The organism is Flagellimonas halotolerans (genome assembly GCF_035818535.1).
Taxonomy (GTDB): Bacteria; Bacteroidota; Bacteroidia; order Flavobacteriales; family Flavobacteriaceae; genus Flagellimonas; species Flagellimonas halotolerans.
The window spans coordinates 219,146-234,713 of sequence record NZ_JAYKYV010000001.1; the positions used below are offsets into that span (position 1 = coordinate 219,146).

Below are 15,568 nucleotides of genomic sequence, written 5' to 3' on the forward strand. Positions count from 1 at the left end.
TAAAACGAAATAATTGCTGTACCCGTATATAAAATCGTTGCACTTAATATTTGTGGTGACCTGGTTTGCTGGTTTGTTCTATATTCCCCGGCTGTTCATCTACCATATTGAAGCATGGCAAAAACCATCACCCGATAGGGAAATCCTTTCCGATCAATTAAAGTTGATGGCAAAACGATTGTGGTACATCATTACATGGCCATCGGCAATCTTGTGCACTTTGTTCGCGATATGGTTGTTGATTTTGATGCCCGCATGGTTGCAGCAACCTTGGATGCACGTCAAACTGGCCTTTGTTGCGCTACTTTTTGTGTACCATATTAAATGCCATCAGATTTTTAAGCAATTGCAGCGCGATCAGGTAAAATACACTTCTAGATTTATGCGTATTTGGAACGAGGTGGCCACCCTTGTACTGTTTGCCGTGGTGTTTTTGGTCATACTTAAAAATGCTTTTAACTGGATCTATGGGGTGATAGGGATTTTTGTGCTGGCCCTATTGCTGATGCTGGGGATCAGGCTGTACAAACGTATCCGAGACAAGAACCCGAATGCTTAGAACACCCAATTTTAAGCTTAAATTGGTGTGTATAGAGATGAGTGTAAGGCTGCTTTTTTTTTTGATTTAAACCTGTGTATATTACCGTATGCCCAAAAAGTATCCAAAAGAGCGCATAAAAGTACCTCGATTTAGTGAGGATTCGGGTTTTTATACTACACCGCAGCGTTCCAAGATCATGGGAAAAATACGGGGCAAGAACACCAAGCCAGAGCTTGCCTTCAGAAAGGCGTTGTGGCAATCGGGCTACCGCTACCGTATCGATTGCAAGAAGCTCATGGGAAGGCCGGATGTTGCCCTAAAAAAGTACAAGACCGTCATATTTATTGATGGCGAGTTCTGGCACGGACACAATTGGCAGGAGCGTAAAGAAAAAATCAAGACCAACCGGGAATTCTGGATTCCCAAAATTGAACGTAACATGCAACGTGATCAAGAGGTGAACCAAGCTTTAAAAGAAAAAGGGTACACTGTGTTTCGTTTTTGGGAAACAGAGGTGAAGAAAAACTTAGATGGGTGTTTGGAGAAAGTTTTAGTGCACTTGGACAAGGTCAAAGCTACTTTTTCAAGATCTTGAAAATTTGTAACCCATCATCCAAAGGCAACCCAAAGTCCTGAAATTCGGGCGATGTATTCAAATTATGGCACAAAACCGTCTTATTTTCCCTGTTATACCCTGTAAGCTGTTTACAGATAATCCTATTCGCACAAACCAATAATATAAATGATCGGTTCCAAAAGGTTTCATTATTGCGCGTTAACGATTCTCTTTTAATTTCCAACCCAAGTGCATAGGCCTCGTTTGGGATTGCCTCTAAGCTGGAATCGTTCATGGAATCGCCGGACACCTCAAATATGGGGTGGGCGATATTCTTTATCTGGGAAATTTATTGAAGCTCCAATCGCAACAACCAATCGGTTTGTTTATCGGTGCCGATATAATAAGGGTGCTCGTTAAACTTTGTAAAACCATGTTTTTGATAAAAACGTATGGCCTTGGGGTTGTGTTCCCATACCCCTAGCCAGATATAGTCTTTGTCCAGCCCCTTGGCTTTTGTGATGATCTCTTGAAGCATCCAAGCACCTATCTTTTTACCTTGATGCTCCCCAAGCACATAAATACGTTCAATTTCCAAGGCATTGGGGTCGTGCACATCGGTCTGGGCCGTTCCAATATTCAATTTAAAATACCCTACCAATGTTTCATCGTCATACACAAAATAAAAATGGCAGTCCTTGTGGGCAAGTTCTTTGGCCAGTTTATCAGGATGGAACGCTTCTTGGAGATAGGCTTCAAAATCCTTTGGGTCATTGTCTTTTTCAAAGGCGGCCCTAAAGGTCTCTTTTGATATGTGCACCAAAGATTTTAAGTCCGCAGTAGTACATTTTAGATAGTGCAAGGCCATGGCGAAGAATTATGCCCAAAATTATCACAAAAAAAGAGCCTAACAAGATGTTGGCTCTATATTTTTCAGGGGGATAACTACTGATCTATAGCATGAAAAGCTTTTTGATCAAAAGCATAAAACCTGTGAAAAAATCGTTTCTGTAGACTTGGACACTTTCGTCCATCGTGGTTTTTGATTTTAGTGCCATGGTTAATTTGGTTTGTGGTGTTAATTTGGGTAAAAAATTCGATATAACCAAATATATAATCGATGAACGGTAATTTAAAACTATTGTTGTGTAATGGCTTGATTTTGTTGTAAAAATTGTATGGATATTTATCAAATGTTCATTTCGGGAATATCTCCTTCCACAACAAGTTTTCCTTCGGTTGCCTCTACGATTTCCTCAACGGTGGTCCCAGGTGCTCTTTCCATCAATTTGAATCCTTCGGATGTGACTTCCAATACGGCAAGGTTGGTGACAATTTTTTTTACGCAGCCTACACCGGTCAAGGGCAAGGTGCATCGTTTCAACAATTTTGATTCCCCGGCCCGGTTGGTATGCATCATGGCAACGATGATGTTTTCCGCAGAAGCCACCAAGTCCATGGCGCCCCCCATTCCCTTTACCATCTTTCCGGGTATCTTCCAGTTGGCGATATCCCCGTTCTCCGCTACTTCCATTGCCCCTAAAATGGTTAAATCCACATGTTGGCCCCTGATCATCCCAAAACTTAGGGCAGAGTCAAAAAAAGAAGCACCCGGCAAAGTGGTTATGGTTTGTTTGCCTGCATTGATGATGTCGGCATCCTCTTCCCCCTCGAATGGGAAGGGGCCCATGCCCAAAACTCCGTTCTCGCTTTGAAATTCCACACTAATATCGTCCCGTACAAAATTGGCGACCAAAGTGGGGATGCCGATGCCCAGGTTTACGTAGTAACCGTCCTTGACCTCTTTTGCTATCCGTTTTGCTATTCCGTTCTTATCCAACATATCTAAGCTTTCTGTCTAACTGTTCTTTGTTCAATTCGTTTTTCAAATCTTTCTCCTTGGAAAATGCGCTGTACAAATATGCCGGGAATATGGATCTGGTTGGGGTCCAGACTGCCCGCAGGAAGTAGTTCTTCGACTTCTGCTACGGTTATCGTGGCCGCTCCGCACATACAGGGGTTGAAATTCCGTGCCGTACCCTTAAAAATAAGGTTGCCGGCTTCGTCCCCTTTCCATGCCTTTACAAAAGCAAAATCGGCCTTGAACGCTGGCTCCAACACATACATTTTCCCATCAAATTCACGGGTCTCTTTTCCCTCGGCGACCTCGGTTCCGTATCCTGCCGGGGTATAGAATGCGGGAAATCCTGCCTGTGCCGCCCTGCATTTCTCGGCCAGGGTTCCTTGTGGTGTCAGCTCCACTTCCAGTTCCCCGCTCAGCATTTGGCGTTCAAACTCGTCGTTCTCACCTACATAGGAGGAAATCATTTTTTTTATCTGATGCTTCTGCAAAAGGAGTCCAAGACCAAAATCGTCGACCCCGGCATTATTGGATATACAGGTGATGTCCTTAACGCCCAACCGTACCAATTCATCAATGGCATTTTCGGGTATTCCGCATAGCCCAAATCCTCCCAGCATAAAGGTCATTCCATTCTTTACGCCCTCCAAGGCCTCTGTAACATTGGCAACTGTTTTATTGATCATGGCATTCGTATTTATATTGCCTGAAATTACGATTTAAATAAAAAAGCCCCAAGCAAATTACGATATGCTTGGGGCTTTATTTTGTCAAAATGGGCTTGGACTAGAAATCCAGGTCGTCCAAATCGTCTCCAGTATCAATATCCTCCTCTTCTTCCTGTTGTTGTTTGGAACAATCTATAATGATCGACATTTCCTCTGGCTCTTCAAAAGCATCCTTGGAAACGCCTATTTCCTCGTTGGCATAGTTCTTCTTCATGTAAAGGGCCCATATGGGCAATGCCATGGATGCTCCCTGTCCATATAATAGGCGATTAAAGTGAATGGATCTATCTTCACCCCCTACCCATACACCTGTAACCAAGTTGGGGACCATGCCCATAAACCAGCCATCACTTTGGTTTTGTGTAGTACCTGTTTTACCAGCAATGGGATTGGTTAATTCATAAGGGTATCCCGTTATTATTTCCTTGTAAACAGCTTGGTTTTTGCCGTAGGTATGTCTTAATCTCCCCCCAGATCCGTATTCGGTAACCCCTTCCAAAAGGTTGATCATGGCATAGGCCACATCTTTGCTCAGTACATCCTTTGTTTTTGGTTTGTATTCAAAGAGCACGGTACCGTTTTTATCTTCGATACGGGTGACCATTACGGGTTTTACATACACCCCTTGGTTGGCATAGGTCCCAAAGGCCCCTACCATTTCATATACACTAACGTCGGGTGTGCCCAGGGCAATGGACGGCACTTCTGGAATATCCTTGGTAACACCCATGCTTTTTGCTATGGAAGCCACGGAACCCGGGCCTACCCTATCAATCAATTGTGCGGTGATGGTGTTTACGGAATTGGCCAACGCACTTTTCAGGGACATATCCTCTCCCGAGTACTTCCCATCCGAATTCTTTGGGCACCATGCCTCCATGTTCCCATGTTTTCCCGGTTCAATACAGTATTGGTTGTCTGGTAATGTGTAACATGGGGAGTAGCGCAACTGGTCAATCGCCGCAGCATACACGAAAGGTTTAAACAATGAACCCGCTTGTCTTGATCCTTGAATTACATTGTCATATTGAAAATGTTTGTAGTCTATACCACCTACCCAAGCTTTTACGTGACCAGTCTGTGGTTCCATGGACATCATGGCGGTACGTAGGAATGTTTTGTAGTACCGTATGGAATCCATAGGTGTCATAATGGTATCTTTTTCAAAGGAATCGCTGTTCCAATCAAAAACGGTCATTTCGGTTTTCTTGTGGAAAGTAGCTTCAATGTCCTTTTCATCCAATCCTTCACGTTTAAGATGCCGCCATCTGGCCGATCGTTTCATGGCGCGCTCCATAATGGTATCAATGGCCCCGCTTGTCAAATCCAGAAATGGAGCTGTAGGGTTGCGCTCGGGCGTATTTTGGTGAAAGAACTCAGCTTGAAGGTTTTTCATGTGTTCTTGCACGGCCTCTTCTGCATTTTTTTGCATTCTGGAATCTATGGTGGTGTAGACCTTTAGCCCGTCCAAATAAATATTATACTTTTCGCCATCAGGTTTTGGGTTTTCACGCACCCAGTTGTTCAAATAGCGCTGCATGTACATCCTAAAATAGGTGGCCAACCCTTCCCGGTGGGATTCCGGGTTAAAGTTGATCTTCATCTCCCTGCTTTGCAACGAATCTTTCTCCTTTTCAGAGATATAGCCATATTTGGCCATTTGCCCGAGAACGGTGTTACGCCTGTTAAAAACCAACTCTTCACGGCGCATGGGATTGTAAAGGGACGAGTTTTTTAGCATGCCCACCAATACGGCGGACTCTTCGGTTTTAAGCTCTGCAGGCTCTTTTCCAAAGTAAATTCTAGATGCAGAACGGATACCGTCCGCATTGTACCCAAAATCATAAATATTGAGGTACATGGCGATGATCTCTTCCTTTGTGTAGTTGCGTTCCAAACGTGTGGCTATGACCCACTCCTTTATCTTTTGTGTAACTGCTTCCAACAGGTTGCTCGATCGTACACCAACAAAAAGTTGGCGTGCCAGCTGTTGGGAAATGGTACTTGCCCCTCCTTTGGTTCCCAAATAGGCCAAGGCCCTTGCAAAGCCCCGGGCATCGATACCAGAATGGTCATAGTATCGTGCATCTTCTGTGGCTATTAAAGCATCAACAATGTTCTGCGGAAGCGCCTCATAATCCACCCAGGTTCTATTGTCATCTAAATAGAGTTTTCCCAATGTTTCCCCGTCCGAAGATATAAACTCTGTTGCCAGATTGGTCTCTGGGTTTTCCAAACGTTCAAAGGTGGGCATTTCTCCAAGGGCTCCCCACGAAGCCAAAAGAAAGATCAGGACAACGGAAAGTACCCCTGCTCCAAATAAGATCCAAAACCACTTAATGAAAGGAAGAAAATTTTGCTGCTGTTTTTTTTGACGCTTCTTTGCCATTATAATTTGGGTGCTTTTTCTATTTCCAAACCAACATCTGTTACTCCTTCTAAAATATGAAGGCCTTCCACATCGCCATTTTTGCGCATGGCGTGGGAAATATTCACTTTATATACGCCAGAATCGGGAAAATCGATCTTTTCCTTGTACCAAAGTTTGTTTTCCTTGACGCTTCCCATTCCTTTCCCGAGCCATTCGCCACTGGGTTTGGCCATTTTGTATTCCAATGTATCCTTAACGGTATTACCGCTTGGATATTCCATCTCGGTAATCAAAAATAAATTGCTAAAGGCAAAGGTGTCATCATTTCTGATGTTGATGAACATATTGTATGTTTCCGAGGAATCCAGCTCGGAAAATTGAAAGTCAACCCCTTGGTCCATTTCCCACTTTCCTTCTTTGATGGGCTTATAGTCCGAATAGACCAACAGCTCATTGCAGGATGATAGGGCAAGTACCGCAAGAAGTGGAAACAAAAAATTATTTCGCATTGGGTGCTTTGGATTTTGGTTTTCTACGTTTTTTCTTTCTTCGCTTTTTGTTCTTGGGTCTATCAAAGCGGGTAAGGCTATCTTGGCCCACTACATTTTCAAAGGTTGTTTTTTCCTCGTTCACATTATCGGCAGCATACTCCTCTAGGCTAGCGACCTTTTCGTTTTTCTTGTTCAGTTCCAAGATTTCCAGCACTTGGTCTTTGGACAAGGTATGCCATGTAGCGGGTTCATCTTTGTAAGAGAACCAAAGTGTTTCTTTAAAAATATCCGCTTTTTGACAAAAGGCTATTCCTTTCTGGGTTTTGAGCTTACAATCGGAGGGAGGAAAATTTTTGAGTGCTTCCAGATACATATCCAGCTCGTAATTGAGGCAGCACTTCAATTTACCGCACTGACCCGCCAATTTTTGAGGGTTCAGGGCCAATTGTTGATAACGGGCCGATGCTGTGCTCACGGACCTAAAATCCGTCAACCACGTAGAGCAACAGAGTTCACGACCGCAAGAACCGATGCCCCCCAAGCGTTGGGCTTCTTGCCGGTAGCCGATTTGGCGCATTTCAATACGGATACCGAAAGCTTTGGCCATGTCCTTGATCAATTGCCTAAAATCCACACGATCTTCGGCGGTATAGTAAAATGTGGCCTTGGAACCATCTCCTTGGAATTCGACGTCACTCAGTTTCATTTCAAGTTTTAGGGATATGGCGATTTCCCGGGAGCGCTTCTTTATTTCTTCTTCCCTATCCCTACATTTTTGCCAAATATCAATGTCCCGTTGGGTAGCTTTTCTGTAAATTTTAGGGATGGTCCTATCATCAGGTGCCACCTTTTTCTTTTTCATTTGTATCCGCACCAATTCCCCGGTAAGGGTAACAACGCCGACATCATGGCCGGATTTGGCCTGGGTGGCCACGACATCGCCAATGGACAATGTGAGATTCTCCGTATTCCTAAAAAATTCCTTTCTACTATTTTTAAAACGTACCTCAACGCAATCAAAAGGTTTTTGACCGTTGGGCAACGACATATTGGAAAGCCAGTCAAAGACTGTTAGCTTGTTACAACCATCAGTGCCGCAAGTACCATTGTTCTTGCAACCACGCGGTTGTCCATCCTTGCCGGTTGAACAACTGCTACACGCCATATTTAATATCTTGATTGAGGTGCCGATAAAACGTGTCGGTTGGATTACAGTCACAAACTCCCTCAAGCATTGGGAAATTTAAAAACTCATCACGACTGTGCTCGATGTGACATGAAATTCCTTCCTATCCGTTTAAACAACCTCAATAGGGTTCATAAAAATTACTAATTGTAAATATAGTACAATTTGTTGCAGTAGTGAAATGCTACTTCTTGTATTTCAGCACGGGAGAACGTCCTTTTTTGAATATTTTGTTGCTGGCCCCCTTGCCTTTGCGCAAACGTTTTTGTTCTTCGTAGGGCAACGCGTGTATTTCCATGCAATCCACAGAGCAGCAATTGTTCATGGCCTCCGCACATTCATCACATTGGATAAACAACAAATGACATGCTTCATTGGCACAGTTTACATGCGTGTCACATGGTTTGCCGCATTGGTGGCAGTGTGCTATCACATCTTCGGAAATACGTTCGCCCCTCCTGTGGTCAAAGACAAAGTTTTTGCCCAAGAATTTATTCTCCAATTGCTTTTCGCGTACTTGTCGGGTGTATTCGATGATGCCTCCTTCCAGCTGGTACACATTTTTGAAGCCTTTGTGCTTGTAATAGGCACTGGCTTTTTCGCAACGGATACCGCCGGTACAGTACATTACCAGTTTTTTGTCTTCCTTGTGTTCGGCAAGGTCTTGTTCTATAATATCGAGTGAGTCGCGAAAAGTGTCCACATCGGGTGTAACTGCATTTTTAAAATGGCCTATCTCGCTTTCGTAATGGTTTCGCATATCCACCAAAACGGTGTTTTCGTCTTCAATAAGTTCGTTGAACTGTTCCGCACCTACGTGTATGCCTTTATTGGTGACATCAAAAGTGTTATCGTTCAGCCCATCCGCCACAATTTTTTTGCGGACCTTCACTTTTAATTTCAAAAATGATTTGTTGTCCTGTTCAATGGCGATGTTCAACCTCACATTTTCCAAAAATGTGATGCTGTCCAAATGTTCCTTAAAAGTATTGAAGTTTTCCGCGGGCACCGAAAGTTGGGCGTTTATGCCTTCGTGGGCCACATAAATCCGACCCAGAACCTCCATATCGTCCCAAGCCAAAAAAAGATGGTTCCTTAAAATCTGGGGATTGCCTATGTGTGCATATTTATAGAAAGAGATGGTGAGCCGTTCTTTACCGGCCTCCTCAATAAGGGCTTCCCTTTCTTTTGCACTTAATGTGTTGTACAGTTGCATGCTATACCTGATTAAGTTAAAGAATGGTTCTTAAAAATGTGGGGCAAAGATAAGAATTAAAGGACAAGTAAATCAAAAGGGCCTGTTAAGGGCCCCTTGATCCACTACTTCCTTTTCATAGCTAAATTTTCTTCCTCCTAGCAATGCGAGCTATAATTAGCTCTATGTAGATGAGTTAGTATCCTTAAGATGTATTGTTGTTAAAAAGGTTGCGTGGCCTTTGTGGCATGTTGAAAGAAATGGTATTTTAGCCTTCCTAACATTTTTTACCATGAGCAAAGAGAAAGAAGCAAAATTAAAGGCCTTAAAACTTACATTGGACAAGTTGGACAAAACCTACGGCAAAGGTGCTGTCATGAAAATGGGCGATAGTGTTGTTGAAGATGTGGAGGTAATTCCTTCCGGCTCGTTGGGATTGGACATCGCCCTCGGCGTAGGAGGATACCCGAGAGGACGGGTGATCGAAATCTATGGTCCTGAATCTTCAGGTAAAACCACATTGACACTGCATGCCATTGCCGAAGCCCAAAAAGCTGGAGGCATTGCCGCTTTTATTGATGCTGAACATGCTTTTGACCGCTTTTATGCCAAAAAGTTAGGGGTTGATATTGACAATTTGATCATCTCCCAGCCCGATCACGGAGAGCAAGCCTTGGAAATAACCGAAAACTTGATTCGTTCCGGTGCTATTGATATTGTAATCGTGGATTCCGTAGCTGCCCTTACGCCAAAAAGTGAGATCGAGGGTGAAATGGGAGATTCCAAAATGGGATTGCATGCGCGTTTAATGTCACAGGCGCTGCGAAAACTGACTTCCACCATCAGCAAAACAAAATGTACCGTAATATTTATTAACCAGTTGCGGGAAAAAATCGGGGTAATGTTCGGAAATCCAGAAACAACCACCGGGGGCAACGCCCTTAAATTTTATGCATCCGTACGATTGGATATTAGGCGTTCCACACAGATCAAAAGCACCGATGGTGATGTCCAAGGAAACAAGACCCGTGTAAAAGTGGTGAAAAACAAAGTGGCACCGCCATTTAAAACTGCGGAATTTGACATTATGTACGGTGAGGGAATTTCCAAAATAGGTGAAATACTTGATTTGGGAGTCGCCTACGAAATTGTAAAAAAGAGTGGCTCTTGGTTTAGTTATGGCGACACCAAATTGGGACAGGGAAGGGATGCCGTAAAATCACTCCTCTTGGACAATCCTGAACTATCCGAAGAATTGGAAAGCAAAATCAGAGAGGCCATTGCAGCGGTAAGCGAATAACCCTTTTATCGATTTTTATGGGAGATTAACCTTTAGTTGTGAAAATCCTACGCAACCCTTGTATACACTGAACATCTAGGGAATAAAAGGATTTTTATTATGAAAAAAGCATTAGTGCCCTTTATGTTGATCGTGGCATGCTCATGGTTCGTCTCTTGTGAGGTGGATGATGATTCCCCCAATTTTTACTTTACAGCCTTAAAAACAGTTGAGGCCGATGTGCCCGAATCATTTGAGTATGGGAAAACCTACGACATTGAAGTAACCTACCAAAGACCAAACGGATGCACCTTTTTTGAAGGTTTTGATGTAACGGACACTGCGGAAACGGGCCGTGACATTGTTGTGGTCGGCTCTGTGCTAACCGATGAAGACCGAGCTTGCACCGAAGCCGTGGAAGAAGTTGTGGCCACGCTGAAATTCAATGTGATTTACACCAAGGATTATATCTTCCGATTTTATGCGGGTGATGATGCCGAAGGCAATGCAACTTATTTGGAATATACAATCCCGGTAGCAGGAGGGGAACAAACAAATTAAATAGCAACTATCCAAAATTGACCAACATTTGGATCTTGAAGAACTGATACATAACTGTAAAAACGGAAATCGAAAGGCCCAAGCCGAGCTATACCGGAGATACTCCGGTATTCTTTTCGGTATGTGCCTCAAATATTCCCGTAACAAAACGGAAGCGGAGGACAATCTGCACGACAGTTTTATGACCATATTCGACAAGGTCGACCAGTTCGGTTTCAAAGGGTCCTTTGAAGGTTGGATCAAACGGATAACGGTAAACACGGTACTCCAGAAATACAGAAAAGACCAATACCTCAACGTAGTTTCGGAAAATATTGAAGATGAGGTAGAAGTGGAAACGGAAGACACGGACATAGGCCTTTCAACCTTATTAGGTTACATACAAGAGCTGCCACATAAGTATAGGCTAACCTTTAACCTTTACGTATTGGACGGCTACAGTCACAAAGAAATCGGTGAGATGCTGGGGACATCCACCGGAACCTCAAAATCCAATTTAGCTAGGGCCAAGGCCATTTTGAGGGACAAAATAGAAAAAGCCAAAATAAACATTGCTTAAATAGAACTAACGATGGGGAAAAAGAATTTAGAGCAATTGTTCAAAGAAAGTTTTCAAGACTTTCAAGAAGTCCCGGACAAAAAGGTCTGGAACTCCATTGAAGCCTCTTTGGACAAAAAGAAACAAAAAAAGCGGGTCATACCTATTTGGTGGAGCCTGGGCGGGGTTGCCGCAGCCTTGGCAATACTCCTGTTGGCAATCAATCCGTTTGCCGAAGAACCAAAAGAAGAACAAATTATTACCGATCTGGAAAACATTGCTGTTCCGGATGAAACCGGTAATTCAGAAGAAAAGAGGAGTAAGGGCTTTAATAGTCCAGTGACTACTTCAGAAAAGCAAGGGGATGGTTTGGCAAATACATCCGATAGTGAAGACTTGGAGGAAGGGAACCATCAAACAACCGATAACGGCTTACATAAAAATAAGGTTTCGGCAATTGCCGAAAATGTTGCTTCCACCAATTCAAAAACAAATGACCCAGCGGGTAAAACTCAGGCCAAAAACAACGGTTTGATCGAATCTGAAGCACTTTCTTCTGAAAAAGACGGCGCAGAAAAAAACAGCGCCATTGCGATGAACGGTGATGAAGGCCAAAGACGAACCACCCAAACAGACGGGGATAACACCCAAGTTGCACAGCATACAGAAGAAAAAGCAGAGGCTGAAAAAAAATCCATTTACGATGCGATTGAAGAGCAAAAGGAAATAGAGGAAGCGGTGGCAGAAAACAAAACGGGAAAATGGTCCGTTGGTCCTTCTTTGGCACCTGTATATTTTGATGCTATTGGAGATGGCTCTCCTGTTGGAGCCGACTTTTCCTCCAACTCAAAATCGGGGAAGTTTAATTTAAGCTATGGTCTTACCGTAGCGTATGAAGTGGGTAAAAAATTAAAAATCCGCTCCGGAGTGCACAGGGTAAATTATGGTTACAATACCAACGATGTGGTTTTTTCCTCTACTTTACGGGCTGCTTCGGCCAATAGAATAGCAAATATTGATTATAACCCAAATTCCGAATCCATAATTGTACAAAGTAGGGAAAGTGCCAAAAATGCCCCTGCGATCAACTCCAAAGAGGTTCTGTTCAACGAAGCCCCCTCCCTTGATGGTAAAATGGTTCAACAATTGGGATATATCGAAGTCCCATTGGAAGTAAATTACGCCGTTTTGGACAAAAAGTTAGGCGTTGACCTTATAGGAGGTGTAAGCTCGCTTTTCCTTGTGGACAATTCAGTGTTGTTGGAATCCAATGAACTGGTTACCGAAATGGGCGAGGCGAACAACATAAATGCTTTAAACTTTAGCGCCAATGTGGGCATGGGCCTCAATTATAAATTTACGCCCAAGGTCAGGTTTAATATTGAACCTGTATTGAAGTATCAATTAAACACTTTTTCCAATGTGTCCGGCAATTTTAAACCTTATTCCATTGGAATTTATAGCGGCATCAGTTTTAAGTTTTAATATGTAAGAAGTTGGTTAGGAAGATTGCTCCTTTAAGCAATCAATTAAGCGCCCCTTAAAACGGGCGCTTTTTTGTGCCAAAGACACTCACATATTCTCGTTATTTCCGGATTTATAAAACTAACCGGCCTTTTGACAATGTGAAAAATAATCAATTTGGGGATGTCCTCATTTACTTTTCAAAATCGCTTATGGGAAAGGAAAATGATATTCTCTGGGACGTGGCCAAGAACTGTATTTGGTGGATTGTGTGATCTATCCAGTAGACGACAATACATGGTCCAAAAAGCTGCGTACGGCCCAAAAAACCCAAAGGACCAGACTATTTACAATCCAGTTCAAATTCCTATGGGCCAAGGAATATCGGGTTATGTGGCCCAAACGGCCCAAGCGGAAATTATTAACGATGCCTCTAAAGACCCAAGATATATTGAGGACGATGGCAAGACCATCGGAAATTTGTGTGCCCATTCCTGCTATGATATCGCCCTTTGGGCACCAAGGTGATTACAAAAATACCTATATGGGATTTTTACTGTTTGGTCAGTTCTTTTAAAATCACATCCCTTACCTCTTCCCTTAATGTAGAGGTATCCGAGGCACTCAAAATTCCAGTCTCGAAAAACTCGTGCACTTTGGCCCTTAGCCGTCCAGGTCCGCCACTAAAAAAGGTAAATGAAAAACGTGTTTTATTATCCAAAAAAGTCATCGGTACCACGGGGATTTTATGGGCAATAGCCATTTTAAAAGCCCCGTCCTTAAACTTGTCCAAAACAATGTCCTCCTCGGGTACGCCCCCTTCCGGAAAAATACAAATGCTCAGCCCTTGATCTAGTCTTCTTTGTGCACGACGGTAAACCCCGGTCCTACTACGAACGTTTTCCCTATCCACCATTATGCAGACCCTTTTATAGAAAAATCCAAAAATGGGAATGCCCTCCAATTCCTTTTTGCCTACAAAAACAAAAGGGTTTCCACTAATGACCAACATCAGCATAATATCAAGCATACTGGTGTGGTTGGCCACTAGCATATAGCTTTTTCCTTTCTTCATGCGCTGCTCTCGAACAATCTTGGGAAAACAGCCCATACCGTACAAAATAGGTCTGGCCCATAGATTCCGTGCCAACCAAAAAAAATGGGGGTAGGTTTTTTCGGAGATAGTAAAAATGAGCAAAATCGGAAAAAGTAATAGAATGGGAACGGTAACCAAGATATAGAACCAAACCCTATACACTACATGTCCCGCATTTCTGATTATTCCAAGCATCCATCAAAAGTAAAATTTTTGAATATCTTTATAGGACTAACCATTAAAATTTAGGACATGGGTATTTTATATGCTTTATTGATCGGTGCCCTAGCCGGATGGCTTGCGGGCAAAATCATGAAAGGGGGCGGCTTTGGCCTTCTTTTGAATATTATTTTGGGAATTGTTGGGGGCATTGTGGGCAATTGGCTTTTTGGCGCACTTGGGATCCACATAGGGTCGGGAATTATCGGCCATCTCATCACAGGTGTTATTGGTGCCGTAGTGATTCTTTTCATTGCCGGGCTGTTCAAGAAATAAAGCCTAATTAAATCAATTCCACGTTAAGCGGTACTGCCGCTTTTTTTATATGTACGGGATGCTTACTTTTACGGGCAAAAATTTAGCATGGCCCGAATTCTGACAGGAATACAAAGCACAGGCACACCCCACTTGGGTAACATTTTGGGAGCAATTGCGCCTGCCATTGAAATGGCGGAGGACCCCAGAAATGATTCCTTTCTGTTTATTGCCGATATGCACTCCCTTACACAGATCAAAAATGGGGAGCTGTTACGAAACAACACCTACGCCATAGCTGCGGCTTGGCTGGCCTTTGGCCTTGATATTGAAAAGACTGTTTTTTACAGACAGAGCGATATTCCACAAACGGCTGAATTGGCCTGGTACCTTAGCTGTTTTTTTCCGTACCAGCGATTAACATTGGCACATTCCTTTAAGGACAAGGCCGATAGGTTGGAAGATGTGAACGCAGGCTTGTTTACCTATCCCATGCTGATGGCCGCCGATATTTTACTTTATGATGCTGATATTGTTCCCGTAGGGAAAGACCAGCTCCAGCATTTGGAAATGACCCGAGATGTAGCCTCCCGCTTTCACAACCAGATGGGCGAAACCTTTGTGATGCCCGAAGCCAAAGTGCACGAGCAAACCATGTATGTGCCCGGTACGGATGGCGAAAAAATGAGCAAAAGCCGTGGCAATCTCATCAACCTGTTCCAACCGGACAAAAAACTCCGTAAGCAGATCATGGGCATTGTTACGGACAGCACGCCAATGGAGGATCCCAAAGACCCTAGCAAAGACAATGTATTCGCTTTATACAAATTATTGGCCTCTACGGAACAGATTGAGGAAATGAGCGCCAATTATTTGGCAGGTAATTATGGTTACGGACATGCTAAACAAGCCTTGTACGAACTTATTTTGGAAAAGTTTGAGGAACCCCGCGAAAAATTCGAATACTATATGCACCACAAGAACGAAGTAGACGAAGCCTTGGCCTTTGGTGCAGCAAAGGCCCGTAAAACAGCCGATGAGGTGCTGACAAGGGTTCGTGAAAAGCTGGGGTATTGAGTTGTTTGATCAAAAAGAGTTCCCCGTATGCTTGTATAGGGTTTCCATTGTAACCGTCATCCCCGTGAAAACGGGAATCCAATAATAGCATTTCGGTTTTTCGCCTTTGCTCAAAAAGGCAACAAGGTTTAACTGGGAAATTGCTGCAAG

Annotated in this window: 17 protein-coding genes; 9 read left to right on the top strand and 8 right to left on the bottom strand. The window is 43.3% G+C overall.

The annotated features are described in order from the left end of the window. Positions 1-13 precede the first annotated feature (13 nt). Together VM932_RS00950 and VM932_RS00955 are read left to right on the top strand one after the other, a co-directional pair. Positions 14-559, top strand: a complete 546-nt coding sequence (locus VM932_RS00950; protein WP_326276709.1) for a CopD family protein — start codon at positions 14-16, stop codon at positions 557-559. 88 nt (positions 560-647) lie between these two features. Continuing rightward, on the top strand, positions 648-1,136 hold the full coding sequence (locus VM932_RS00955; protein WP_326276710.1) for a very short patch repair endonuclease: 489 nt from the start codon (positions 648-650) through the stop codon (positions 1,134-1,136). 310 nt (positions 1,137-1,446) lie between these two features. Here the strand turns inward: VM932_RS00955 and VM932_RS00960 are convergent, their stop codons facing one another. From VM932_RS00960 to trhO, 7 genes are all read right to left on the bottom strand, one after another. Further along, on the bottom strand, positions 1,447-1,965 hold the full coding sequence (locus tag VM932_RS00960; protein ID WP_326276711.1) for a GNAT family N-acetyltransferase: 519 nt from the start codon (positions 1,963-1,965) through the stop codon (positions 1,447-1,449). A 321-nt stretch (positions 1,966-2,286) separates the two neighbouring features. Next, complete coding sequence (locus VM932_RS00965; RefSeq protein ID WP_326276712.1) at positions 2,287-2,940, bottom strand: 3-oxoacid CoA-transferase subunit B; 654 nt, start codon at positions 2,938-2,940, stop codon at positions 2,287-2,289. Between the two features lie 2 nt (positions 2,941-2,942). Further along, positions 2,943-3,644, bottom strand: a complete 702-nt coding sequence (locus VM932_RS00970) for a CoA transferase subunit A (RefSeq protein WP_326276713.1) — start codon at positions 3,642-3,644, stop codon at positions 2,943-2,945. 100 nt (positions 3,645-3,744) lie between these two features. Further along, the gene (locus VM932_RS00975; RefSeq protein ID WP_326276714.1) at positions 3,745-6,075 is read right to left on the bottom strand and encodes a penicillin-binding protein 1A; all 2,331 of its coding nucleotides are present in this window, start codon (positions 6,073-6,075) and stop codon (positions 3,745-3,747) included. After that, positions 6,075-6,566: a gliding motility lipoprotein GldH gene (locus VM932_RS00980; protein WP_326276715.1), complete on the bottom strand. Its 492-nt coding sequence runs from the start codon at positions 6,564-6,566 to the stop codon at positions 6,075-6,077. Before VM932_RS00980 ends, VM932_RS00975 begins: the two co-directional genes overlap by 1 nt. Then, positions 6,556-7,713 carry a PSP1 domain-containing protein gene (locus VM932_RS00985; protein WP_326276716.1) on the bottom strand — a complete coding sequence of 386 codons (1,158 nt, stop codon included), beginning with the start codon at positions 7,711-7,713 and terminating at the stop codon, positions 6,556-6,558. Before VM932_RS00985 ends, VM932_RS00980 begins: the two co-directional genes overlap by 11 nt. A 205-nt stretch (positions 7,714-7,918) precedes the next feature. Then, positions 7,919-8,950 (bottom strand): oxygen-dependent tRNA uridine(34) hydroxylase TrhO, encoded by a 1,032-nt coding sequence (gene trhO / locus VM932_RS00990; protein ID WP_326276717.1) that lies wholly within the window; start codon positions 8,948-8,950, stop codon positions 7,919-7,921. Between the two features lie 271 nt (positions 8,951-9,221). Between trhO and recA the strand changes: the two genes are divergently transcribed. The 5 genes from recA to VM932_RS01015 all read left to right on the top strand — a co-directional run bounded on the left by recA (position 9,222) and on the right by VM932_RS01015 (position 13,299). Further along, a complete protein-coding gene (gene recA, locus VM932_RS00995; RefSeq protein WP_326276718.1) occupies positions 9,222-10,229 on the top strand; it encodes a recombinase RecA in 1,008 nt (335 codons plus the stop codon). 99 nt (positions 10,230-10,328) lie between these two features. Further along, positions 10,329-10,769 (top strand): hypothetical protein, encoded by a 441-nt coding sequence (locus VM932_RS01000; RefSeq protein WP_326276719.1) that lies wholly within the window; start codon positions 10,329-10,331, stop codon positions 10,767-10,769. 28 nt (positions 10,770-10,797) lie between these two features. Further along, the gene (locus VM932_RS01005; RefSeq protein WP_326276720.1) at positions 10,798-11,328 is read left to right on the top strand and encodes an RNA polymerase sigma factor; all 531 of its coding nucleotides are present in this window, start codon (positions 10,798-10,800) and stop codon (positions 11,326-11,328) included. A gap of 12 nt (positions 11,329-11,340) precedes the next feature. Continuing rightward, positions 11,341-12,792 carry a hypothetical protein gene (locus tag VM932_RS01010; protein ID WP_326276721.1) on the top strand — a complete coding sequence of 484 codons (1,452 nt, stop codon included), beginning with the start codon at positions 11,341-11,343 and terminating at the stop codon, positions 12,790-12,792. Between the two features lie 348 nt (positions 12,793-13,140). After that, a complete protein-coding gene (locus tag VM932_RS01015; RefSeq protein ID WP_326276723.1) occupies positions 13,141-13,299 on the top strand; it encodes a hypothetical protein in 159 nt (52 codons plus the stop codon). A 25-nt stretch (positions 13,300-13,324) separates the two neighbouring features. On the opposite strand, the gene VM932_RS01020 is transcribed toward VM932_RS01015, so the two are convergent. Beyond that, complete coding sequence (locus VM932_RS01020; RefSeq protein ID WP_326276724.1) at positions 13,325-14,062, bottom strand: lysophospholipid acyltransferase family protein; 738 nt, start codon at positions 14,060-14,062, stop codon at positions 13,325-13,327. A gap of 57 nt (positions 14,063-14,119) precedes the next feature. Here VM932_RS01020 and VM932_RS01025 point away from each other — a divergent pair, with 57 nt between their 5' ends. Then, entirely contained in the window at positions 14,120-14,362 is a 243-nt protein-coding gene (locus VM932_RS01025) for a GlsB/YeaQ/YmgE family stress response membrane protein (protein WP_326276725.1), read from the top strand. 87 nt (positions 14,363-14,449) lie between these two features. After that, a complete protein-coding gene (gene trpS, locus VM932_RS01030; protein WP_326276726.1) occupies positions 14,450-15,418 on the top strand; it encodes a tryptophan--tRNA ligase in 969 nt (322 codons plus the stop codon). Positions 15,419-15,568 lie beyond the last annotated feature (150 nt).